This is a genomic window from Chitinophaga tropicalis (genome assembly GCF_009758205.1).
Taxonomy (GTDB): Bacteria; Bacteroidota; Bacteroidia; order Chitinophagales; family Chitinophagaceae; genus Chitinophaga; species Chitinophaga tropicalis.
This window is the reverse complement of record NZ_WRXN01000010.1, coordinates 53,833-78,816: the sequence shown is the minus strand read 5'-3', so window position 1 is coordinate 78,816 and position 24,984 is coordinate 53,833. Positions and strand designations below refer to the sequence as shown.

Here is a 24,984-nt window from a genome sequence, read left to right as displayed (position 1 = left end):
TTATCTCATAAAAAATGCGGTTTAAATTTAATCACTCCTGCATATATAGTGCATCAGTCCGAATTTTTTAGCCGGCCTGCAGCCCAATCCCTTTATTCAAAAAACAGCCGCGCAGCGTAAAAAATCTCCCTCAAGAATGAGTTTTTGCCGAAGGCGAAACTCATTTTTTGAGCAGTTTTCCTCAATTTCTACATCAAAAAGAAATTTAAACTGACAAACTACTTCTGCATATAAATTTAGTTTTTTTGCGTTTTTGTATTTATATTGAAGCGAGAATGTGCGTTTTTTTGCGTTTTTCTGAATGAAATCTTTAATTCCCGGCTATGTCTCCAGTACTATTATTTTCTATTGTTATTGCATATTTCTTAATCCTGCTGGCAGTAGCCTGGTATACAGGACGCAATGCAAGTAATGATTCCTTCTTCATAGGCAACAGAAGCAGTAACTGGATGCTGGTAGCATTTGGCATGATCGGCACTTCCCTGAGCGGAGTAACATTTGTAAGCGTACCGGGAGACGTTGGTTCTACTGCCTTCTCCTATTTCCAGGTAGTAATAGGTTACCTTATTGGTTACCTCGTTATCGCTTTTGTACTGCTGCCTTTATATTATCGTCTTCATCTCACATCTATCTATAATTACCTGAGCACCCGTTTCGGTGCCTCTTCCTATAGAACAGGCGCTTCCTTCTTTATATTATCAAGAACACTGGGCGCTACAGCAAGATTGTACCTGGTAGTGAATATCCTGCAGGAAGCTATCATGAACCAGTTCAATGTACCTTTCTGGGTAACAACACTGGTAATACTGCTGATGATATTACTGTATACATTCGAAGGCGGTGTGAAAACCATTGTGTATACAGATACCCTGCAAACCACCTGCATGCTGGCAGGACTGGTCATCTGTGTGATCTATATCCTGCATAGCCTTAACCTGAGCATGGGAGAAAGCCTGAAGATAATGGGAGAGCGCGGCATGTCCAGGATCTTCTTTACAGATCCCAACAGCCCTTCCTTTTTCCTGAAACAGATACTGGGCGGCGCTTTCATTACTATCACCATGACCGGCATGGACCAGGAAATGATGCAGAAGAACATCTCTGTAAAAACGCTGAAAGACGCGCAGAAGAACGTAGTAACACTGGGCTTTATCATGCTGGTGGTGATCATGTTGTTCCTGTTCCTGGGAGGTTTGCTGTACCTCTACGCAGAAAGTATCAATGTAACGGCGGCGGCAGACAGGCTGTTTCCTACACTGGCTTTAGACAGTGCCCGCATGCCTCATGCCATTTCCATCATTTTCATCATTGCCCTGATCTCTGCGCTGTTTCCAAGTGCAGACGGAGCTATTACAGCGCTGACATCCTCTTTCTGTATAGACATACTTGGCATCCAGCAACGTAAAGACCTGACAGAAAAACAACGTAAGCTGACCCGGCAGCAGGTACATCTTGTATTTACAGCAATATTTCTCGTAGTAGTACTGGTCTTCAAATATATCAACAGTCATAGCATGATCTCGGTGATACTGAAAGTAGCGGCTTATACCTACGGACCGCTGCTCGGATTGTTCTCTTTCGGGATACTGACAAACAGGAAAGTAATTGATAACAGGGTGCCCGTTATCGCAGTAGCTGCTCCACTGATCTGCTTCCTGCTTGAAAAGAACCAGGGAATATTGTTTGGCAATTTTAAACTGGGACTGGAGTTACTCATCATTAACGGACTGATCATGTTTACAGGGCTTTGGTTCAATTCAAGGCCAGCACAGAAAGAGTTGTTCTGATCTGAAAAACCTTAATGCTATTGAATTATGCTTACAACAGAAATGTCCTCCCGTTTTAACAACCTGGAGAAGATGAGTATCAGCGCCCTGCTGAAAGGCATCAACAGTGAAGATATTACAGTGCCGCAGGCTGTTGAAAAGGCCATCCCGCAAATAGAAAAACTGGTAACTGCCGCTGTAGAGAAGATGAAACAGGGAGGGCGGTTGTTTTATATAGGAGCAGGTACCAGCGGGCGACTGGGAATACTCGATGCCTCCGAATGCCCGCCAACATTTGGGGTGCCGCATGAACTGGTAGTAGGTATCATTGCCGGCGGAGATAAAGCTATCCGCAAAGCGGTAGAATTTGCTGAAGATGATGCAGCACAGGCGGTAAAAGACCTGGATAAATATCATATTACAGATAAGGATGTGGTGATAGGGATTGCAGCCTCCGGTACTACACCTTACGTAATAGGCGGAGTAACAGAAATGCGCAACAGGGGGCTTGTAACCGGATGCGTAACATGCAATTTCAACAGTCCGCTGGCAGCTGCAGCAGAGTATCCCGTAGAAGTGGAAGTAGGAGCAGAGTTCCTTACCGGCAGCACCCGTATGAAAGCCGGCACAGCACAGAAGCTGGTTCTGAATATGATCTCCACAACTATAATGATACAGCTGGGCCGTGTAAAGGGAAACAAGATGGTAGACATGCAGCTGAGCAATCACAAACTGATAGACAGAGGCGTAAGAATGGTAATGGGAGAACTGCAGGTAGATGAGGCCACCGCCAAACAACTCATAGAAGAGAAAGGCAGTGTAAGAGCTGCTATCGATAGCTGGAAAAAAACACATCCATGAACAGGAACCTGCAGCATTTATTTGCAATAGCAGAAAAGCCGGTAAGACGCATTATAGGGCTGATGTCAGGTACATCGCTGGATGGACTGGATGTGGCCCTGTGCGCTATCAGCGGCAGCGGTATGGATACGCAGGTAAAACTGGAATACTTTGATACGGTCCCTTATCCGTTGGAAGTAAAGGAAGAGGTCCGCAGGATCTTTGCTAAGGAAACGATCTCCTTTCAGCAACTCTGCCTGCTCAACCCATGGATTGCCAGCCTGCACGCACAGTGGATACTGGCCTGCCTGGAAAAATGGGGAGTAAAGCCGGAAGAAGTAGATCTCATTGCCTCCCACGGACAAACAGTATACCATAGCCCTAAGATCTTACATAAGCTGGAAACTTTCCCCAATGCTACATTACAGATAGGTGACGGGGACCATATTGCAGTTAGGACAGGTATTATCACCCTGAGCGATTTCAGGCAGAAACATATTGCCGCAGGCGGAGAAGGTGCTCCGCTGGCATTGTACGGCGATTATTGCCTGTTCTCCAAAAAAGACGAAGACCGGGTCATGCTGAATATGGGAGGCATCGCCAACTTTACTTTCCTTCCCGGCAGCCTGGATGCAGAAGGCGTTTTCGTAACAGATACAGGCCCGGGCAATACTTTGCTGGATGCCTTTGCACGGAAATATTTCCAGGCGGAATATGATAATGATGCGGCTTTTGCAAAACAGGGAACTGTCAGTGAAGCCCTGCTGGCAGCATTGAAAGACAACTCATTTTTTAAAGAGCCCTTTCCCCGTACTACTGGCCCGGAACTGTTCAGCATCCGCTATGTGGAACAGGCGCAGGAGAGAAGCGGTACGACTGATCTTGGTGCATATGATGTGATGGCAACGCTCACCCGCTTCAGTGCAGATACTATTGCTGATGCATTAAAGAGCGTATTGCAGGCAGGGAAAGACTATGCCGTATACGTAAGCGGAGGTGGGGCGCACAACCCATTACTGGTAGGCCTGATAAAAGAACAGTTGCCCCGCCTGAATATCCGTACCACAGGAGAGCTGGGAATAGCCGGAGATGCAAAGGAAGCAGTCCTCTTTGCTATCCTGGCCAATGAAGCCATCTGCGGAGAAAAAATTGATTTTGGAAAACCTGGTATGCCGGCAATTACGATGGGAAAACTCTCTTTTCCGGCATAAACCTGCATGATTATTCCTGTTTATGCCTAAACCGGCAAAAAAATGCAGGTTTATATTTTGTTTTCTGCGTTTTTTTGCAGAAATTCATCCTGTTGTATTTTGGGTAAGTATTTCAACCAAAATAAAAATCGCCTGATGCTAAAGGAGGAACGCCACGCATATATCTTACACCAGGTAAACCTTCATAACAAGGTTTTGTCTTCTCATCTGAGTGAGCAGATACAGGTATCTGAGGATACTATCCGCAGGGACCTGGCAGAGCTTGCGCAGGATGGCAAGATCATTAAGGTACATGGCGGCGCTTTATCCAACTCATTTCACCTCGGCATTACATCAAAAGATGTATACGCAGTGGAAGAAAAAAAGACCATTGCTTTAAAAGCCGTACAGCTGATCCAGGACGGCATGTTTGTATTAACCACAGGCGGAACCACCATTGCTGAACTGGCCCGTGTGTTACCCAAAGATCTGCAGGCTACATTTATCACAGTAAGTTTACAGGCAGCATTTGAGTATGCCAATCATCCCAATATTGAAGTGATCGTGATAGGAGATAAGCTGGCAAAAGGATCTAAGATCACAGTAGGAGGAGAAGCTATCTCAAAGATAAAAATGATCAGGGCAGATATCTGTTTTTTAGGCAACAACGCTATTGATGTGGAAGACGGACTGACAGATAATGACTGGGAGGTTGTACAGGTGAAACAGGCTATGGTAAAGAATTCAAAGAAAGTAGTAGTACTGTCAATATCAGAGAAAATTAATGCATCAGAACAGCTTAAGATATGTGATGCAGACGATATAGATATATTGATCACAGAGTTGCCGCCAAACGCCAAAAAGCTGCAACCATACAAGAAGAAAGGAATACAGATCCTTTAAGATGATCAATCAGCGGAAAGCATTTTTTTAACTATTGAACTTAATCTTTTTACAGAAATTTATTGACGTTAGGGAAACAGCAGATTTAACTTAAATTAATCTTTTACAGGAATCTATTGACGTTAGGGAAACAACAAGTATAGGTGTGTATTAAATCGCCTGTTATATCAGCGCTTATCAACCAATAACCTGTAAGTAAATCAGTCATTCAGGAAATAGCATTTCGCTGAAACAGGAATGTTATGCCATTATTTATCGTCTTTACTTTTAAATTTTTCTTATGAGAATGTATCAACAATTCTGGCGGGCCGGTTGCAGATATCTGTTGCTGTTGCTTGTCATGCAATGTTTGACCGCAGCTGCTTTTGCACAGATCAAAATTGCAGGAAGGGTAACTGATGAAACAGGCGCTCCGCTGCCGGGTATTACAGTGGCAGTTAAAAATACCAGATCGGGCGCCACAACAGGGGTAGAGGGCACCTATGCGATCAATGCCGACCTGAAGCCAGGTACATATACACTGGTATTTACCGGGATAGGCTTTTCAACCAGGGAAGCAGCCATCACCATAGGTGAAGGTAAATCTTATACTGTCAACCAGCAGCTGACAGTATCTGTTTCCAAACTGGATGAAGTGGTAGTGACCGGTACATCGCAAGGTACTACACGTAAACAGCTGGGTAGCTACATCAGCAGTGTTAAAGCTGCCGAACTGACAAAAGGCGCTACAGGCAACGTACTGGCAGCATTGCAGGGTAAAACGGCAGGTGCACAGGTAACACAGAACTCCGGCGATCCTGCCGGTGGCATCTCTGTAAAACTGCGTGGCATCAGCACCATATCCGGATCTACAGACCCCCTGTATATCATTGATGGCGTGATCATAGATAACTCTACAACAAGAGTAACAAATACAGATCCTACCTATTCAGGAGGTAACACTACCGGTAACGTAGGACAGAACCGTATGGTAGACATCAACCCGGCAGATATCGAGCGCATAGAAGTATTGAACGGTGCCGCTGCCGCCGCTATCTATGGTTCAAGGGCCAATGCCGGCGTAGTACAGATCTTTACCAAAAGAGGAGCCGGCGGCGCTCCGGTAGTTAGTTTCTCTACCAGCTTCAACGTAAACCAGCTGCGCAGGAAACTGGATGTAAACCGTGCACCTACCAAATTTGGTGGCACCCCTGACGTATCCACACAAACCATTCTCACTCCATCCATCACCAATACTACCGATGTAAACCGGTACGATTACCAGGACTATATCTTCCGCACAGGCGTAGGCTCCGATAACAACGTATCTGTAGTAGGAGGTCAGAATAAAACAAGATATTATGCTTCTGCAGGATACCTGTACAACCAGGGCATTGTTAAGAATACAGACTTCAGCCGTTACAGCTTTCGCCTGAACCTGGACCAGGAGATCAACAAGTGGATCAGCTTCAATGCAAGCATGAACTATATATACAGCAAATCGAACGAGAAGCCGGATGGCAATACCTTCTTTTCTCCCACCAACTCCGTTACCATTATTGGTAACTACTATGACATCCAGCAACGTGATGCTTTGGGTAACCTGAAAGCAGTAGGTGAGCGCGGCCGTGTAAATCCGGTATCTGTTATCGAAGATTTCAAACAGCAGCAACAAACCAGCAGGATCATTGCAGGTGCAGGTGTCAAGATCAACCCCATCAGTAACCTGACTATAGATTATCACATGGGTATTGATAACTACAGCCAGAGTGGTACTACCTTTATTCCTCCATATGCTTATAACGTCAGCGCAGCCTTTTATGGCGGGGGCGCCACACTTGATCCCACACAGAACGGTTATGCAAGCGCAGGTAATAACAATTCATTCATGATCAATCATGATGTGAATGTTACTTATGATGCAAAGATCAGCGAAGCATTGTCATCAGTAACACAGGTCGGCTATTCCTTACAATATCAGCGTATGAATTACGCCCTGCTGCAGGGCCGTGGCCTGCCTCCTTTCGTTGAAACAGCAGGTGGCGCAGCTACGCCTATGCAAAGTACAGATCAGCGCACACAGCTGAGCATTTCCGGTCAGTATATACAGCAGAACTTCAAATTCCGCAACCATCTCTTCATCACCGGCGCATTACGTATGGACGGTTCTTCCGTATTTGGTCCTAACGAACGTAACCAGGTCTATACTAAATTAAGCGGCAGCTACGTATTGTCCGGCGCCGATTACTGGAGTAAACTGGGAGTGTCCGGATGGTGGGACCTCTTCAAACTGCGTGCAGCATATGGTGAATCTGGTAACCTGACCGGTATTCCAGCCTACGGCCGTTACAATACTTACAGCGCATCTGCTTTTGTAGGTAGTGCTGCATTCAATTCCCTCACTACATATACCAACCCCGAAACAAAGCCTGAAAGGCAGAAAGAACTGGAAATTGGTACAGACCTGGCCTTCTTCAATAACCGTGTAAATGTATCTTTCAACTGGTATAAGAAACGCGTGGAAGACCTGCTGATAGCCCGTGCCATTGCACCTACCAACGGGTATGCAACACGGCTGGACAATATCGGTTCCCTCAACAACAAAGGCATTGAAGTAGTATTGGGAGTAACACCCGTGAAAACGAAAGACTTCAGCTGGGATATGACAGCCATCTTCAACCGCAACAGGAATAAAGCGCTGAACATAGGACAGAACCTGATCCTGTACGCCACCACCAGTGGTGCGCCTGTAGCTATTTCCGCCGGACAGCCCATCGGTTTCTTCTACGGTACCTTCTTTGCACGTGATGCCAATGGCGCTGAAATAAAGAATGCAGCAGGCATACCGCTGACAGAACTGGGTACACAGAAAAACCCTATGAGCTATACTGCACAACGTGACGCCAACGGTCTGCCTACAGGCTCATCCCTGCAGAAAAAAATAGGCGATCCTAACCCTGACTGGACAGGTACACTGACAAATGACTTTTCCTACAGGAGACTGAGCTTACATACACAGCTGGATGTTGTGCAGGGGGTAGATGTATTTAACGCCGACTTCAGAACAAGACAGGGCGTGGATAACGGTAAAGTGGCAGAACGGGAAGACCGCGGTGAAATTCCACGTGGCTTTATTGCCGGTGTATATAACATACAGGAATGGAGAATTGATGATGGTTCCTTTGTAAAACTGAGAGAAGTTTCACTGAGCTATAATGTAGGCAAGCTGAAAGGCCTGAGCGATCTGACCATCAGCGCGGGCGGCCGTAACCTGTATTCGTGGGATAAATACAAAGGTTATGATCCCGAGGTGAATGCTGCAGGACAGAGCACTATCCTGCGCGGTATCGACTTCGGTACAGTGCCCGCTCCAAGGACCTTCAACGTGGCGCTTCGTGCCAGATTCTAAACCATCAAAAAGAAACTTATGAAAAGATATTTCAGGAATAAATATGGACGCGCCGCGCTTGCAGGACTATTGCTCTTTGCTGTTTCCTGCAAGAAAGATTACGAAGATCCCAGCGGCCCATCTTTCGATGAAGGCGTAAGCACGCCTAATGCGCTTACCAATATAGCGGTAGGTTTGCAGAACTGGCATTCTGCCAACAGGACCAGCCTTGTATATACCACCATCGCCGCCAGCAGTTTACTGACAGGTGAGACATACGTTGTAAACGCCGGTAACACGGACGAGAATCAGCTGTACCTGGGTGGTAATAATGTGCAGAACACCAATGTCATTGTAACCGGTATGTGGGGCTATGCCAACAAGATCATCTTTGACGCCAACAGGGTATTGAATAACACAGGTACAGTGGTGAGTGACCCGAATTATGCCAGTGGCCTGATTGCATACACTTCTATGTATAAAGCCCTGGCCATAGGTACTATGGCTACTTTCTGGAACTACGTGCCGGATACTACAGGATTGGATCTGGACGTATCTTTTATTTCCAGCCAGCAGGGTTTCAGGAAAGCTATTGCCATTATTGATAACGCACTGGCTACCGTAAACGCCAACGCCATCAGCGCTACTTTTACCAGGAACATACCTGCCGGTATCGATATAGTGAATACATTGAATGCGCTCAAAGCCCGCTATGCTTTGTTTGCGGGCGACTATGAACTGGCACTGGCAACAGCAGATAAAGTAAGCCTTACAGCAGTATCTGCTTTCAACTACAATACACTGACCACCAATCCTATCTTCACCCTGGTCACTGCTACCAACAACATTTACCAGGTGGTGGATTCCACTATGAGCCTGCCGCTGGGCTTGCGTCCCGATCCGGCCGACAAGCGTTACCCTTTTTATGTGACCATCAGCAGCAACCCCCGTTTCAGGGTAAAGGGCTTCTATACTGCCAACATACAGAGCATACCCGTTTTCCTGCCGGGAGAGATGACGCTGATCAAGGCAGAGTGCTATGCCCGTCTGAACGATCTGGCTAATGGCCTGACAGAGCTGAACAAGGTAGTGACCAAACAGCCTTCGGCAGATGCTGCAGGTGTTGGCGCCGGACTGACCGCCGAAACAGCAGCTACTGTCGATGAGCTGCTGAATCTGATCTATAAACACCGCCGTATTGAATTGTTTATGGGTGGTCTGGCATTGGAAGATGAACGCAGGTTTGGCCGTCCGCAAACAGAAAGAAAGCGCACATATTTCCCATTCCCCTTTGTGGAACGTAATGATAACTCGAATACACCGGAAGATCCGGCTAATTAGTCTTACAATTTTTAAGCTGGCCACAATCCAAAACCCCTCTCTGAAAAAATTGCTTTTGCCTTCCCTGGCGAAAGCAATTTTTTTTAGTAACCCTCTTACGTTCCTTTATACCAGTTCGTCTATAAATATCTCCCTTCTGCATATTACTTTACGCTGAAAGCGCCAGTAAGATATTTTTGTCATGAGAGCTATTACTTCCCTACAACGAATTATGCCGGCAGATGAAACGATCCTTATGGTGTATACTATTTATCCTTTTACCCTTTGTTTCCCTGGCGCAGCTATGCACCGGTAGCCTTGGCGATCCGGTCGTGGATATCAACTTCAGTTCAGGTTCAGCCCTTTTTGCAGGAGCATTAGGTTCCGACATAACGAATTACACTTATACTGCACAGAGCTTTCCCAGGGATGGTTCCTATACGGTGATCAATACTACCAGTGGCTCAGGCACTGTATGGTGGTCTACTACAGATCATACAGGAAATACTGGTGGTTATATGATGGTGGTGAATGCAAGCACCTCTGTGAGTGACTACTTCTATAAAAAGACCGTAACAGGCTTGTGCCCCGGCACTACCTATGAATTTGCTGCATGGATAGTGAACCTGTTGCGCTCTAACGATATAAATCCTCCTGATGTAACTTTCTCCATTTTAAAAACAGACGGTACAACAGTTATACAGTCTTACAACACCGGCACTATTCCCAGAACAAGCAGTGGGCCTGAATGGAAGCAGTTCGGATTTTATTTTACCACACCTGCCGATGTTTCTGATGTGATCATTAAGATTAGCAATAACAGTCCGGGTGGTGCCCCCGCTAACGATCTTGCGCTGGACGATATCACTTTCCGCGCCTGTGGTCCCGTCGTAACAGCTGCTTTGAGCGATGGCTCCACTTCTACGGCAGTCTGTATGGGAGACGCCACCGTGTTTACAATGAGTGGCTCAGCATCCAGCGGTTATAGTAATCCTTCCTACCAGTGGCAGGTAAGTACAGATAATGGTAGCACCTGGACAGATATTAACGGCGCTGTTACTACCTCGTATACACGTCAGCCAACAGGTCCGGGCACTTATTTGTATCGCCTGGCAGTAGGGCAGGGCGCCAATATTGCCAGCAGCGCCTGCCGTGTTGCCTCCAACCTGATCACTATTACAGTACAGTCAGATCCTGATCCCAACGCCGGCAGCAATAACCCTGCCTGCGAAGGAGAAGATCTGCTGCTCAGCGCTTCCGGCGAAAGCGGTAGTACATATAGCTGGACCGGTCCAAACGGCTTCGCCGGCACAGAACAGGATCCGCAGATCAGTAATGTAACAGCTGTGAACAATGGTACCTATTACGTAACACTTACTACCCCGCTGGGCTGTACCAATACAGATTCCACAACGGTGAATGTAAATGTGGCGCCTGTTGCCAATGCAGGTAGTGATCAGAGTATATGTGAAGGGAACACGGTAACATTACAGGGCAGCGGCGGCAGTACATATGCCTGGTCGCCAGCCGCGGGCCTTTCTGATACTACATCAGCATCGCCGGTAGCCTCTCCGGCAGATTCAACAACTTACGTGCTGACAGTTAGCAACGGGCAATGCACAGACCAGGATACAGTGAACGTATCTGTATGGAAAAAACCTTTTGCAGATGCAGGAGAAGACCAGAAGATCTATGAAGGAGATCCTGCACAGCTATCGGGCGTAGCAGGAGGTACAGATGTAACCTACGCATGGACGCCTGTCTACAATATTACAGATGCTGCTATCCTAAATCCCATTGTTACACCGTCGAACGATACCACGTATACGCTTACCGTCACCTCTGCCAATGGCTGCGGCACGGCTACAGACAACGTATTTATCAGGGTATTTAAAAAGATCAGCGTTCCCAATGCCTTTTCTCCTAATGGAGACGGCATCAACGATACCTGGAAAATAGATAAGCTGAATACATATCCCGAAGCAGATCTTTCTGTCTTTAACCGTTATGGACAACTGGTATTCAAAAGCAGGGGATATGCCAATGAATGGAACGGACAGTATAACGGGCAGCCATTGCCTGTAGGCACCTACTATTACGTAATAGATCTGAAAACAGGTATGGGAAAAGATCCATCCGGCTGGGTGCTCATCATAAGATAAGAAAGCAAGTGAAATGAATAAAACCATTATTTTCTGCCTGGGCATATGTTGTGCTGCCAATTGCACTGCCCAGCAGAAGCCGCATTATACACAGTATATCCTGAACCAGTATATTGTCAATCCTGCCCTGTCAGGTATTGAGAACTATGTGGATATCAAATTGAGCCACCGCCATCAGTGGTCTGGCCTGAATGGCGCGCCGGTTACTACCTATTTCACTATCCAGGGGCCCATTGGCAAAAAAGATTATCATACCACCGCTACATCGTTCGCTGTGCCGGGAGAAAATCCCCGCGGACAAAGATACTGGGAGAATTATACAGCGCCTGAACCACATCATGGTATAGGCCTGCAGGTCATCAATGACGTAGCCGGCCCATTGAACAATTTCAGTGCTTATGGCACTTATGCCTATCATATAGGATTGTCTCCACGTACCAGCCTTTCCGCCGGTTTCGGAGCTGGCATCAGCCGCTTCAGCCTGAAAAGCTCCTCCCTTGATTTTGGCAATACAACGGTCGATCCGGCAGTATATTCCAGTGGCGCAGTCAATACCACGAAGTTTGATATGATGGCAGGGCTGTATCTTTATTCGGCAGATTATTTCGTGGGATTGTCCGCACAACAGATAGTGCCTTCCCGCCTGGATTTTTCTGATCATACCATCACAACAGGTGCCGGTAAAACAGTACCGCATATCTTCGTTACTACCGGGTACCGCTTCCTGCTTAATGAAGACTTTAACCTGCTGCCTTCAGTAATGGTTAAGTATATCAATCCCTTGCCCATACAGATAGAAGGGAACGTCAAGCTCCAGTACCGGGACCTCATCTGGATAGGAGGAAGTTATCGCTATAAAGACAGCTTTGCAGGTATGATGGGAGTAAATATCTCAAATAAGGTGAATCTGGGGTATTCTTATGATAATTCAACAGGTACCCTCAATAATTATAATAAGGGCAGCCACGAGCTTGTTTTGGGCTTTATAATAGGGAATAAGTATGATGATTCCTGCCCCAGGAATGTGTGGTGAACAACAGGCCTGACCTGAGCCGTTTTTCTCCCATTCTGATATAATATTCTCAAAAAGCCATAACCTCCTTTCTCCTTCAACGGAAATTATTATTTTAGGAAACAGCCGGTTGTAGATTTATATTGTTTGTACCTGCCGGCTATTCCAGGTCTTTTACTCTATCATCCAATAAAGCCAGAATCGTTATGAAAAGACACTTTCTGTTACTGTTTGCTGCCCTTTGTCTGTTGCAGCCCTTTTCCTACGCCCAGAAGAGGATAGGATATGAAACCCCTGATAAGCAGCAAAAAAGGCTGGCCTGGTGGACGCATGACCGTTTCGGTATGTTCATACACTGGGGTTTGTACGCCCTTCCCGCCCGTCATGAATGGGTGAAGAAAAGGGAAAAGCTGACCAATGAGGATTATCAGAAATACTTCGATCAGTTTAATCCGGACCTCTACAACCCTAAAGAATGGGCCAGAATGGCCAAAGCCGCAGGTATGAAGTATGCGGTCATCACTACCAAACATCACGAAGGGTTCTGTCTGTTTGATTCAAAATACACTGATTATAAAGCTACCAAAACTCCTGCCGGGAAAGACCTCATTAAAGAATGGGTCAACGCTTTCCGTGCCGAAGGACTGAAAGTAGGTTTTTATTATTCCCTGCTGGACTGGCATCATCCGGATTATACGATAGACCTCCGTCATCCGCAACAGCCGGAGAATGACAGTGACAGCGCCTACGCAAGACTGAACCAGGGAAGGGACATGAGCAGGTACCGTCAGTACATGTACAACCAGATAAAGGAACTGCTTACTAATTATGGGAAGATCGATATTATGTGGCTGGATTTTTCTTTTCCCGGTAAGAACGGGAAAGGCCATGACGACTGGGGCTCTGTCGATCTGATGAAGATGATGCACAAGCTGCAGCCAGGTATACTGGTAGATAACCGTCTTGACCTGAACGATTATGAAGACGGTTTCGACTTTGTAACGCCAGAGCAGGTAATGGTATCGGAATGGCCTGTAGTGAACGGGAAGAAAGTGGCATGGGAAACCTGTCAGACCTTTTCCGGCTCATGGGGGTATTACCGTGACGAGGAAAGCTGGAAAAGCCCTGAGCAACTGTTAGGCATCCTGATAGGCTCTGTCAGCAAAGGTGGTAACCTGTTGCTGAACGTAGGGCCAACTGCCCGGGGACTGTTCGATTACCGCGCACAGAATGCCCTCAAAGCCATAGGTGAGTGGATGGCTGTGAACAGCGCATCTGTCTACGGCTGTACACAGGCGCCGGATGAATTTAAAGCACCTTCAGGAGTATTGTATACTTATAATCCTGAAAAGAAGCGACTGTATGTACATCTGACGGTCTGGCCACTGAATAAACTGGTACTGCCGGGCCTTTATGGAAAAGTTAAATATGTACAATTCCTGCATGATAATTCTGAAATAAAGTATCTTGGCAAAGAGAACGATCTGATTCTCAATATTCCATTGAAAAAACCACCGGTTGAAATACCGGTTGTTGAGCTGACATTGAAATGAAACGCTTAGTCTTAAACCTACAACTGCAAATCAGCCTGTTCCTGTTTTTACAACTGTTGGGAACAGGCTGCTTGTTTGCACAGCAAGCCCGTCTCCATCTGCAGAACAGCGATTTTTCCATAACAGCAGGCTACCGCTTTGCCGGCATACATCATAAAATATTGGGTGTCATATAAATTGTCATAACTATTTTGTAAGTTCCGTTTTTAAGGAAGCTAATTACATTACGGTCAAAATCCATAGTTATGCAATTAAAGAAGACTTTGGTAGTACCGCTGGCGCTTATGCTGGCAGTATCCCTATGTTCATTGTCACTACCGCCGGAAGAAAAGGCGAAGAATCTGAAAGTGCTGCCAAAGAATATCAGTCATGATGACCTCATGAAAGAGATGCGCAGCTACAACAAAGCGCTGAATGTAAAATGTGATTACTGCCACGCCAAACAGGCTGATAATCCACAGAAACTGGATTTTGCCAGTGATGCAAAAGAAGAAAAAGAAACTGCCAGGGAAATGATGAAAATGACCCTGCGTATCAATAAGAAGTATTTTAAGTCAGGTAAAGATGAGAACGGCGCTACAATGATGACCGTAACCTGCTATACCTGTCATAACGGGCAGAAAGAACCTGCATCAAAACCAGGAGGACAGGAAGTAGAACATTAGCTGTCCGCCCCGGGCAAACAAAAACATCTCAAAAACCGTTCGCCTCCGGCAAAAAAAATATCCTCAAAAAAATAGCCGCGCAGCGCAAAAAAATCTCTCTCTCAAGATGGGTTTTGCCGAAGGTGAAACCCATTTTGAGAAATAACAATCTCCCTCTTGGGTTGAATAATTAAAAAAGATATCTTTAATAAGCATAACCATTTATCGTATCTTATTTAATCATTATACCACAACGCTTAAACTGATCTTAAATGACTGTACTTAACTCCCTTGTAGCACTAGCCCTGCTTTTCTTCATCGCCCACGTATTTTTACTGTTCACATCTTTTGGAAAAAACGGCTATCAGAAAACACGCTATTTCTATTCACATCTTACCTTATGGATCTGCGGCCTCATCGTTTTCCTGATGGCAAACATGTACGCAGGAAAAGGCGTATCCGGCATCCTCGATGTATTTGATACTCCCTTAAAACAACTGCTTATCATTGGCGTAGTAGTATTACTGTCACTGACAGCCCATACTATTGTAAAGCTACTGGTAATGCCTAGGTCTGCAGTAGGTAAGAAATAACCTCACCAAAAGTTATTAAAAGCGGTTAAAGAGCAACAAAAGTGCCCTTAACCGCTTTTTTACTTTTAAAGAAATAGGTTATAATATTTTAAAAGCGCAAATTTTAACATGTAGTTTTAAATCGATTTCAAAAACTATAAATTCATTAAAGATGAAACCCTGTTTCCGTATCGTTAACTAATTAATCGAAAACCCGGTAGATACCTATCTGTCACTGGAACAGGATCCCGATTATCAGCAGGATACATGGACTTAATAAAAAGCTAACATTGAAAGCCGTACCTGTTACTTAGTTTCGTGAAATAATGGCACGGCTTTCCTTCGATGAAAATAAATACCTGCAATTATTCATCTCCGGTAATGAAGAGGCCTTTGACGCTATCTTTAAAAGATATTACGAAGGCCTGCTGAACTTTGCAAAAGTGTTGTTACCCTATCCTACGGATGAAGCAGAAGATATTGTAGCTGAAATGTTCTGTCACCTATGGCAGCACCGTAGTCAGCTTACGATCAGCAATACGCTGGGCGCATACCTCTATGTTGCTGTGAAGAACAGGGTATATGATTATTACCGCAGGAAGAAGCTCCTGTTTGATTTGCCCGAAGCAGCGCCGGAAGAAAATGCCGTTGCAGGTTACCAGCAGCCTGACCATTTATTAATGTATAAAGATATGGTGGTCCATATCCGGCAACTGATAGAACAACTGCCACCACAAATGCGGCTGGTATTCCGGCTGCACAGGGATGAAGGCTTCAGCTACGATCAGATAGCCGGCCTGCTGAATATCTCCGTCAATTCAGTGAAAACACACATGTTCCGCGCGTTGAGAATATTGAAAGAAGCCTACGCTATATTACCAAAATGTTAACTCCGTTTTTCATGTCACGAACCCTTTCCTCCTATACGTCTTTCTCCTGTATAAAAAGAACAGCCATTGGAACAACAGGATATAGACCTATTGATCATACGTCATTTTAATCACCAGACCACAAGAGACGAAGAGTTCTTTCTGGCCGCATGGCTGGACCTTTCCGAGTCCAACAGGTTACAGTACGCTGTCCTGGAAGAGATCTGGGTGGCCAGCAGGCAACAGCCTGATGAAGTATTGTTGAACAACAGGCTGGAACAGGTGAAACAGGCCATTAACCGCCGCCGCCATATTATATCTATGAGATGGAAGGCAGTAGCAGCAGCTGCTGTTACCGTGGGTATTATAATAACCGCTGCACTCCTGTTTCACAGGCCTGACCACTCAATAGCATATACGGAGCGGAGAAGCGCACCGGGGCAGGTACTGCAATTACAGCTGGCAGATGGCACACAGGTGCACCTGGCGCCTTCCAGCATTATCCGCTACAGGGAAAACTTTGGTAAGGAAGACCGCAATATCTTCCTGGAAGGAGAGGCATTGTTTGAAGTAACAAAGAATGCTCATCAGCCTTTTTCTGTACAGGCGGGAAGCATGAAAGTACAGGTATTAGGTACAAAATTTAATGTCACACACTATAAAGGAGAGACACAGACAGCAGTATCGCTGCTGGAAGGCCGTATACAGGTAGCATTACCGGCCCTAAGCCCCTATGACCTGCAACCCGGCCAGCAGCTGCGCTATAACAGCCTTACAAAGGAAGTGACACAGGGCAGCTATGATCCTGAAACTGTAACGGGATGGACGTCCCGCCTGCTGGTGTTCCGCAATGAAACACTGGAAGCGGCGGCGCTTAAGATTGAGAAAATGTACAATGTGAAGATCAGCTTTTCCACACCGGAGATAGCTGGCTATAAACTTTTTGCCAGGTTTAAAGATAAACCGCTCAGATATGTACTGGACGTGATCAGGGCAACAGACAATCTTGATTACACAATAGATGGGAACAATGTCAGGTTCACCGGTACTGACACCAATACAAGACATTCACGCTAAAAGCCAATTTATGTATCGTTTTTACCAACGTCTGATTTCTACGCAGCGTAACGGCTGGCTATGCCTGTTACTTTGCTGCCTTTTTTCTATGCAGTCGGCGGCCGCTATGAGGGCCGATCTGCATAAGGTTCCCTGTTCTCTTACTGTACAGAACAAATCACTGGAAGAAGTGTTCGAAATGATCGAAACACAGACCAGTTATTCTATCATCTGCATGGACCCGGCAGGCCTGATGGCCCGCAGGGTAAATATAAACGCCCCTAAAACAACCCTGGATAAGGTATTGCAGCTGCTGGCAGGTCAGGCTTCCTTCAGTTACAGTTGCATGGACAATAATATTATCATCAAACCGGGTGCTCCTTCAACTGTTGAACCGCAGGAAAGGACCATTTCGGGAAAGGTGACAGACAGTAAAAAACAACCATTGCCAGGAGTATCCGTTATGGTAAAGGGTACCAACAGAGGCACCATGTCTAACGATAACGGTGACTTCCAGATAAAGGTGAACGAAGGCGATATCCTGCTGTTCAACTTTACCGGCTATCAGCAATATCAGCTTACCGTTGGTAAGAGTGGTACCTATGAAGTAACACTGCAGGACGATGAAAAAAAATTGTCCGAAGTAGTGGTAACAGCCTTGGGTATCAAAAAAGATAAAGCAAAACTGGGATACGCTGCGCAGGAAGTTAAAGGCGCAGACCTGGTGAAAGCCCGTGAATCAAACGTAGTTAGCTCCCTGACAGGCCGCGTGGCCGGCCTCACCATTCGTAACTCTACAGACCTGTTCTCAGATCCCGGCATCTCGCTACGCGGAGCAAAACCATTGATCGTAATTGACGGTATTCCCGATCAGACTGCAGACCTGTATAAGATCAATGCAGACGATATAGAAAACATGACCGTATTGAAAGGTGCCTCTGCATCTGCATTATATGGCTCTATCGGTATGAACGGCGCTATCATGATCACCACTAAAAGAGGCGGTTCAAAAGACCTCAGCGTAGAGTTCAATTCCTCAACACAGTTTCAGACCAGCTTCATCCGTATACCTAAAGTACAGACCACTTACGGTAACGGGTATATGGGAGAGTACAGGTATATAGACGGCTCCGGTAGCGGACCGGAAGGTGGTGGATGGATATGGGGCCCAAAACTGGACCAGCGTGATCCTTCTACTCCAAGCGGCTATTTCGAGACCACCCAGTTCAATAGCCCGGTAGATCCAAATACAGGAGAGCTCATCCCACTGCCTTTCCTGTCAAGAGGAAGGAATAATGTGAAGAACTTCTTCCGTACCGGGGTGATCTCCAGCAATAACCTGAGCTTTACAAAGAGCGGTGAGAATGGTAACTTCAGGGCATCTGCATCACATATTTATCAACAGGGTATTGTGCCTAATACCGATTTGAAGAACACTTCCTTCAATATTTCCGGCAATTATAACCTGAGTAAAGACTTTACGGTAAATGGCCGTATCAGCTACAACAAAGAGTATACACATAACTTCCCTGAAACAGGTTATGGCCCTACCAACTACCTGTACAACCTGATCCTGTGGACAGGGCCGGATATCGACGTGCGTGACCTGCGTAATTACTGGGTAAAAGGGAAGGAAGGTATACAACAACGTCATTACAATACCTCCTACTATAACAACCCCTATTTCCAGGCATATGAATACCTGCGTGGGTATGACAAGAACAATACTTTCGGGTCTGTGGATATGACCTATAAGATCAGTCCTTCGTTCACGGCAAAGTTCCGTAATGGTATCAACCAGTATAGCCTGAATCGCAATTACAATGAACCAAAGAGTTACATTGGCTATGGTAACAAATCAAGAGGCCAGTATACTATTACATCAGCAAGTTATTTTGACATAGTATCTGACCTGACGCTGGATTACAACCATACCTTCAACGAACATTTCAAGATCCGTGCACAGGCTGGCGCATCCAATTACTACAGGAATGAAAAGTCCGACTCCAGCAGCACTGATGGATTAACTATTCCCAACCTGTATAACCTCAGCAACTCAGCTAACCCCGTACAGTCATTCAACTGGCTGGAAGAACGTCGCACCAGGAGCTTCTACGGACTCGTAGACCTGGAACTGTATAACGCTGTGTATATCTCAGTTACAGGCCGTAATGACAAGATCTCTACATTGCCCGTAGCCAACAATAGTTTCTTCTATCCTTCAGTGACAGGGGCCGTAGTAATATCGCAACTGGTACATATGCCGTCATGGTTCTCTTTCCTGAAGGCCAGAGGCGCCCTGTCAAGAGTATCCAGTGGAACATTGGATAACAACTACACTTATGGCTACCTGCCATCATTTAATAAAGGTACTACCTGGAACAATAAACCTTCGCTTGAATACGGAGATGTGATCTATAATTCATCCCTGCATCCGCAAACTTCAGACAGCTGGGAAGCCGGGGTCGACGCAAAATTCCTGGGTGGCAGACTCGGGCTGGAGGTAACTTATTTCCAGACAAAAGACTACAACAATATTCTCAAAATACCGGTATCACTGGGCAGCGGTTTCGCTTCCAGGTTGGAGAACGGGCATGTTTATCAGCGCAGGGGCCTGGAAGTAGTAGCAACTGCCAATCCTGTACGCACCGGCCATTTCCGCTGGGATGTGCTGTTAAACCTGAGCACTTACCGCCGTTATTTAAAAGAGATCTCCGGCGGTGGCAGCCAGCTGGAATACCTGGAAGAAGGAGACCGTACAGACAGGATCTTTGCCACCGTATACCAGCATGATCCTTCCGGGAATATCATTTATAAGAACGACGGATTCCCTCTTGAAGATAATATCAAACGTTTTGTAGGCAACAGTGATCCTGACCTGATCTATGGCCTGGAGAACAGCTTCTCTTACGGCAACTTCAGTCTGCGTTTCCTGGTGGATGGGCGCCTGGGAGGCCTGATGTATTCCACTACCAACCAGAAAATGTGGTGGGGCGGTACTCACCCGGGTACAGTGAACCAGTTCAGGGACGATGCAAATGAAGGTAAGGCAACCTATGTAGGCAAAGGTGTGGTAGTGACCGGTGGTGAAGCCATATACGATTCAAATGGCAACCTGGTGAGCGATACAAGGACCTTTGCACCCAATACCCAGGGCGTTAACTATATCCAGTACATGACCAATACCAGCAATGGAGTGAACACCAACTACAACTATTACTCACAGAGCTTCCTTAAACTGAGGGAGGTAACCCTGACCTGGAGAGTGCCTTACAAACTCCTGAAAGGACATATCTTCCGCAGTGCAGATATTTCTGTTGTTGGCCGTAACCTGCTGCTGTTCACTAATATGCCGAATGTAGATCCTGATGCAGGAGAAGACAACCTGCAGACGCCCTCCACAAGAAGCATTGGTTTCAATCTTAATCTTAAATTCTGATCATCATGAGGAGAATATATACTGTAGCAATGCTGTTATTGCTCGTCATAATAACAGGTTGCAGCAAATTTGAAAAGTTCCAGGAGGACCCGAACAAACCTACACAGTCAACACCTGACCTGTTGCTGAATACCGTTATCCAGCAGGCCTTTCAGTCCACCAGCCTGAGTGCTGCACTGGCTACCCGGCAAATGGTATTTATCAACAGCGTATCCAATGAACAGTATTACGGATGGACAAGAGCAGGCTTTGACGGATATAATAATCTGCACCAGGTAGTAAAGATGGAAGAGGCGGCAGTCAGGATGAACAAGCCGGAATACCTTCCGCTGGTGAAATTCTTTAAAGCCTGGTATTTCATGAAACTGACCAATACCTTTGGAGATATACCCTACTCCCAGGCATTGAGAGGAGAACAGGATACAATATCGCCGGCATACGATAAGCAACAGGATATTTACCTGTCTGTACTGAACGATCTGAAAGAAGCCAACACCCTGATCACAGGAAGCACAGCATCTGTAGAAGGAGATATCCTGTTTGGTGGGAAAATGGAACAATGGAAACAGTTGATCAATGCTCTGTCTCTTCGTATACTGATGAGCTTATCCCTCAAAGAGAATAACGCAACACTGAATGTAAAGGGCCGCTTTTCAGAGATTGTCAACGCTCCCGCTACATATCCTTTAATGACAGGGAATGCAGATAACGGCCAGCTGGTATTCTACGATATACAGGGTTCACGTTATCCTACCTATTCAAATAATGACCTGCAGACGGCCTATTACATGGAAGAAAGTTTTGTAGAATTGCTGAAGGGATTGCAGGACCCGCGCCTGTTTGTATTTGCAGAGAAAGCGCCTCAATACAGTACGAAACCTGACAACGATCTCAGCGCTTATGGCGGCGCCAAAGGAAGTGCTGCCCTCAGTGAGAACAGCAGTAAAGTACTGGCTGGCCAGGTATCCAAGATAAAGTCACGCTACTTCAATGACCCGGTGAATGAGCCCAGCATTGCATTAGGCTACGCAGAACAGGAATTTATACTGGCAGAGGCAGTATTGCGTGGCTGGATAAGTGGAGATGCGGCTGAGCATTACAGGAAAGGCATAGACGCTTCACTCTCGTTCTATAAAATTGCACAGGTGCAGAAAGCTGATTACCTGGCGTTACATCCGTTACCAGCTACCGGCCAGCTGGAAGCTGTCCTGACACAGAAATATATTGCTTCTTTCATGAACAGCGACTGGCAGTCATTTTATGAACAACGCCGCACCGGGATGCCCGTATTTGATGTATCTGGTGACGGAGCGCTGAACAATAAGAAGGTCCCTAAACGCTGGATGTACCCTGTTACTGAATTGCAGAATAACGAGAATAATGTGAATGCCGCTATCAATAGCCAATTCAGCGGAGACGATAATATTAATGGCGTAATGTGGTTGCTGAAAGCAGAATAACCGCTGTTTCTGCGCAAAATCGCTTTCACCGAAGGCGAAAGCGATTTCTGCGCAATTTTCTCTAACTTAAATTTATGATGAAGAAGATATACCTCGTATCCTGCCTCTGCCTCTGGCTGGCAGGCACACTCCACGCCCAGCAACGGGAAAAGAAAGTAGTATTTGTCATTGCAGATGGTATCCCGGCAGATGTGCTGGAGAAAGTAGCCACGCCTAATATTGATGGTATTGCTGCCAGGGGCAGCTATGTACGCATGCATGTTGGCGGTGACAAAGGCACCTACAACCAGACCCCTACCATTTCAGCTGTAGGCTATAACAGCCTGCTTACCGGCGTATGGGTGAATAAACATAACGTACCTGACAATGATATTAAAGCGCCTAACTATAATTACTATAATATCTTCAGGCTGTTTAAAGAGCAGTTCCCGGAGAAACAGACCGCTATTTATTCCAGCTGGCTTGATAACCGTACCAAACTGGCAGGAGACGGGCTTCCCGCTGCCGGTAATGTGAAAATAGATCTGCATGCAGACGGATATGAGCTGGATACTGTAAAGTTCCCGCATGACCGTAAACGGGATTTTATGCACGCCATTGACGAAAAAGTAATTGACGAAGCTGTAGCTGGTATCAGGTCAAAAGCTCCCTCTTTATCATGGGTATATCTTGAATATACCGATGATATGGGACATGGCTATGGTGACAGCCCCGAGTTTTACAGGGCTGTTGAAATGATGGACAAACAGATGGGCCGTTTATGGGAAGCGATCTCTTACCGTCAGCAGCATTTTCCGGAAGACTGGATGATCATTATCACCACAGATCATGGTCGCGATGAAAAGACAGGCAAGGACCATGGCGGCCAATCCATGAGACAGAGAAGTACCTGGATGGTTACAAATTATAAACCACTGAACAGTTACGCACAGTACTATGAGCCGGCTATTGTAGATATTATGCCAACAATGGCGCGTTTCCTGGGAGTGAAGGTCCCGGAGCAAACCTTGCGTGAAGTAGATGGTATACCGATGATAGGAAAGGTAGCAGTTGCCAGCCTGTCGCTGAATTATATACAGGGTTATCTCGATGTGAAATGGAAATCCTTTGAAGAAAAGCCCGGTCAGAAAGTAAAGATATGGGTAACCACTACAAACAATTTTAAAACAGGCGGCACCGATCAGTACCGCCTGCTGGCAGAAGTTGCCCTGAAGGATAATCATGTTCTTATAGATGTGAAAGAGCTGCCTTCATCGTTTTATAAAGTAGTGCTGGAAACAGGCGATAACACCATCAACGGATGGTTAAGCCTGTAAGCCTGGCAGGTATTTTTCTTTAAGGATCTTTACATGATGCAGCTCATGGCCGGGAATCATGTAGGCCAGGGACCTCACGGAAATAGGATTGTTATTGGCAATGCCTTTTACCGCTTCCTGTTCTTTCTTCAGATTACGTAACAGGTAAATAGAAGACTCACGTACAGCTTTATACTCATTTGCCAGGTCCTGCAATAGCCGGTCATTGGCAAATGAGTTGGCTACGTAGTCGTCCTGCTCAAACCCCGGTAACCCCTGTTTCTCCCCCCGCACAAAGCATAATAGCCTGTACGCGAATACTCTCTCTGTATCTATTATATGCGCCAGTGTTTCTTTGATGGTCCATTTTCCCGGAGCATAAGCATATAACCCTTTTTCCTCCGGAATGCTGCTGAAAAGGGCATATGTACTTTCTTTCAGTTCCGGTAGTATCTCCGGTACGGATGCATCTCCCACATGGTCAATGTATACTTTCTGATAATCCAGGTATTCGCCTGGTTGAGGTTTACTGATCATAGTAGCGTGTTTGGAATAATATTAAACATTTTCCCACAAAAATGCTATGCGGAAGCGGCATATTTGAATATATTCGTATTAATCTCAATATTGCAGCCGCTTATTGCTGCTAAAAAATGACTACTGAATGGCTTTCATTGGAATTATTAACCTGGTAATTATTCTTACTAATGTGCTCGTATCCTGGAAAGGATTCAGAGATCGAGCTTTCTTTGAGAAATATTCCTTTGAAGTGGATAAGGTACTGATCTATAAAGAATACTGGAGAGTGCTTACGTCCGGCTTCCTGCATGTAAGCTGGATGCACCTGTTCTTCAATATGTTCTCACTCTATGCTTTCAGTGGAAGCCTGGAACTCTATATGGGACCGGCCAGGTTCCTGTTACTGTATTTTGCCAGCCTGGTAGGAGGTGACCTGCTTTCACTACTGATACATCGTAACCATGGTGACTATAGTTCTGTAGGCGCGTCAGGTGCCGTATGTGGTGTCATCTTCGCTTCCATTGCACTGTTTCCGGGTATGAGCGTAGGCTTCTTCATATTGCCTTTATCGGTTCCCGGATGGCTGTATGGTGTGCTGTACGTGTTATATTCTATTTACGGTATCAGGTCAAAGAGTGACAATATAGGACACGAAGCGCATCTGGGGGGCGCATTGACAGGATTATTGATTGCAGTGTTCCTCATGCCTTCTACCATGATGAGTAATTATCTTACTATTCTTGCTATTGCTACACCATGCATATTTTTTATCTACATGATTGTAACAAGGCCACACATTTTGTTGATCGATAATTACTATTTCAAAACGCATAGAGGAGATTATGATATTGATGACAGGTATAATCTTGATAGAGTAGATAGGCAGAAAGAGATTGATATGTTACTGGAGAAGATCCATAAAAAAGGAATAAAGAGTTTAACGAAGAAAGAACGGGAAACATTGCAGAGATATTCACAGTCCGTGAGTTAATAAATTTTTGGAGTGAATTGAGCGAT

18 protein-coding genes are annotated in these 24,984 nt (G+C 45.7%); 17 read left to right on the top strand and 1 reads right to left on the bottom strand.

Annotated elements, in window-relative coordinates:
- The first annotated feature begins 323 nt into the window (after positions 1-323).
- The 16 genes from GO493_RS20770 to GO493_RS20695 all read left to right on the top strand — a co-directional run bounded on the left by GO493_RS20770 (position 324) and on the right by GO493_RS20695 (position 23,469).
- Positions 324-1,787, top strand: coding sequence for a sodium:solute symporter (locus GO493_RS20770; RefSeq protein ID WP_157308154.1), 1,464 nt, complete (start codon positions 324-326; stop codon positions 1,785-1,787).
- A gap of 27 nt (positions 1,788-1,814) precedes the next feature.
- The gene (murQ, locus tag GO493_RS20765; RefSeq protein WP_157308153.1) at positions 1,815-2,627 is read left to right on the top strand and encodes an N-acetylmuramic acid 6-phosphate etherase; all 813 of its coding nucleotides are present in this window, start codon (positions 1,815-1,817) and stop codon (positions 2,625-2,627) included.
- On the top strand, positions 2,624-3,817 hold the full coding sequence (locus GO493_RS20760) for an anhydro-N-acetylmuramic acid kinase (protein ID WP_157308152.1): 1,194 nt from the start codon (positions 2,624-2,626) through the stop codon (positions 3,815-3,817). The genes murQ and GO493_RS20760 overlap by 4 nt, the downstream gene beginning before the upstream one ends.
- A 135-nt stretch (positions 3,818-3,952) precedes the next feature.
- Complete coding sequence (locus GO493_RS20755; RefSeq protein ID WP_157308151.1) at positions 3,953-4,699, top strand: DeoR/GlpR family DNA-binding transcription regulator; 747 nt, start codon at positions 3,953-3,955, stop codon at positions 4,697-4,699.
- A gap of 280 nt (positions 4,700-4,979) precedes the next feature.
- Positions 4,980-8,087 carry a SusC/RagA family TonB-linked outer membrane protein gene (locus GO493_RS20750; RefSeq protein WP_157308150.1) on the top strand — a complete coding sequence of 1,036 codons (3,108 nt, stop codon included), beginning with the start codon at positions 4,980-4,982 and terminating at the stop codon, positions 8,085-8,087.
- Positions 8,088-8,105: 18 nt separating this feature from the next.
- On the top strand, positions 8,106-9,407 hold the full coding sequence (locus GO493_RS20745) for a RagB/SusD family nutrient uptake outer membrane protein (RefSeq protein ID WP_157308149.1): 1,302 nt from the start codon (positions 8,106-8,108) through the stop codon (positions 9,405-9,407).
- Positions 9,408-9,628: 221 nt separating this feature from the next.
- Positions 9,629-11,548: a T9SS type B sorting domain-containing protein gene (locus GO493_RS20740; RefSeq protein WP_157308148.1), complete on the top strand. Its 1,920-nt coding sequence runs from the start codon at positions 9,629-9,631 to the stop codon at positions 11,546-11,548.
- A gap of 13 nt (positions 11,549-11,561) precedes the next feature.
- Entirely contained in the window at positions 11,562-12,581 is a 1,020-nt protein-coding gene (locus GO493_RS20735; RefSeq protein ID WP_157308147.1) for a PorP/SprF family type IX secretion system membrane protein, read from the top strand.
- A 185-nt stretch (positions 12,582-12,766) separates the two neighbouring features.
- Positions 12,767-14,113 (top strand): alpha-L-fucosidase, encoded by a 1,347-nt coding sequence (locus GO493_RS20730; protein ID WP_157308146.1) that lies wholly within the window; start codon positions 12,767-12,769, stop codon positions 14,111-14,113.
- Between the two features lie 245 nt (positions 14,114-14,358).
- Positions 14,359-14,778: a c-type cytochrome gene (locus tag GO493_RS20725; protein ID WP_157308145.1), complete on the top strand. Its 420-nt coding sequence runs from the start codon at positions 14,359-14,361 to the stop codon at positions 14,776-14,778.
- Positions 14,779-15,029: 251 nt separating this feature from the next.
- The gene (locus tag GO493_RS20720; RefSeq protein ID WP_157308144.1) at positions 15,030-15,350 is read left to right on the top strand and encodes a hypothetical protein; all 321 of its coding nucleotides are present in this window, start codon (positions 15,030-15,032) and stop codon (positions 15,348-15,350) included.
- Positions 15,351-15,655: 305 nt separating this feature from the next.
- Positions 15,656-16,219: an RNA polymerase sigma-70 factor gene (locus GO493_RS20715; RefSeq protein ID WP_157308143.1), complete on the top strand. Its 564-nt coding sequence runs from the start codon at positions 15,656-15,658 to the stop codon at positions 16,217-16,219.
- A gap of 66 nt (positions 16,220-16,285) precedes the next feature.
- A complete protein-coding gene (locus tag GO493_RS20710) occupies positions 16,286-17,275 on the top strand; it encodes a FecR family protein (RefSeq protein WP_157308142.1) in 990 nt (329 codons plus the stop codon).
- 10 nt (positions 17,276-17,285) lie between these two features.
- Complete coding sequence (locus GO493_RS20705) at positions 17,286-20,693, top strand: SusC/RagA family TonB-linked outer membrane protein (RefSeq protein WP_157308141.1); 3,408 nt, start codon at positions 17,286-17,288, stop codon at positions 20,691-20,693.
- Between the two features lie 5 nt (positions 20,694-20,698).
- On the top strand, positions 20,699-22,153 hold the full coding sequence (locus GO493_RS20700) for a SusD/RagB family nutrient-binding outer membrane lipoprotein (RefSeq protein ID WP_157308140.1): 1,455 nt from the start codon (positions 20,699-20,701) through the stop codon (positions 22,151-22,153).
- 74 nt (positions 22,154-22,227) lie between these two features.
- Complete coding sequence (locus GO493_RS20695; RefSeq protein WP_232538913.1) at positions 22,228-23,469, top strand: alkaline phosphatase family protein; 1,242 nt, start codon at positions 22,228-22,230, stop codon at positions 23,467-23,469.
- On the opposite strand, the gene GO493_RS20690 is transcribed toward GO493_RS20695, so the two are convergent.
- Positions 23,458-23,985, bottom strand: a complete 528-nt coding sequence (locus tag GO493_RS20690; protein WP_157308139.1) for a DinB family protein — start codon at positions 23,983-23,985, stop codon at positions 23,458-23,460. The genes GO493_RS20695 and GO493_RS20690 overlap by 12 nt on opposite strands.
- Before the next feature lie 127 nt (positions 23,986-24,112).
- Here GO493_RS20690 and GO493_RS20685 point away from each other — a divergent pair, with 127 nt between their 5' ends.
- Positions 24,113-24,958, top strand: coding sequence for a rhomboid family intramembrane serine protease (locus tag GO493_RS20685; RefSeq protein WP_157308138.1), 846 nt, complete (start codon positions 24,113-24,115; stop codon positions 24,956-24,958).
- The last annotated feature ends 26 nt before the right edge of the window (positions 24,959-24,984 follow it).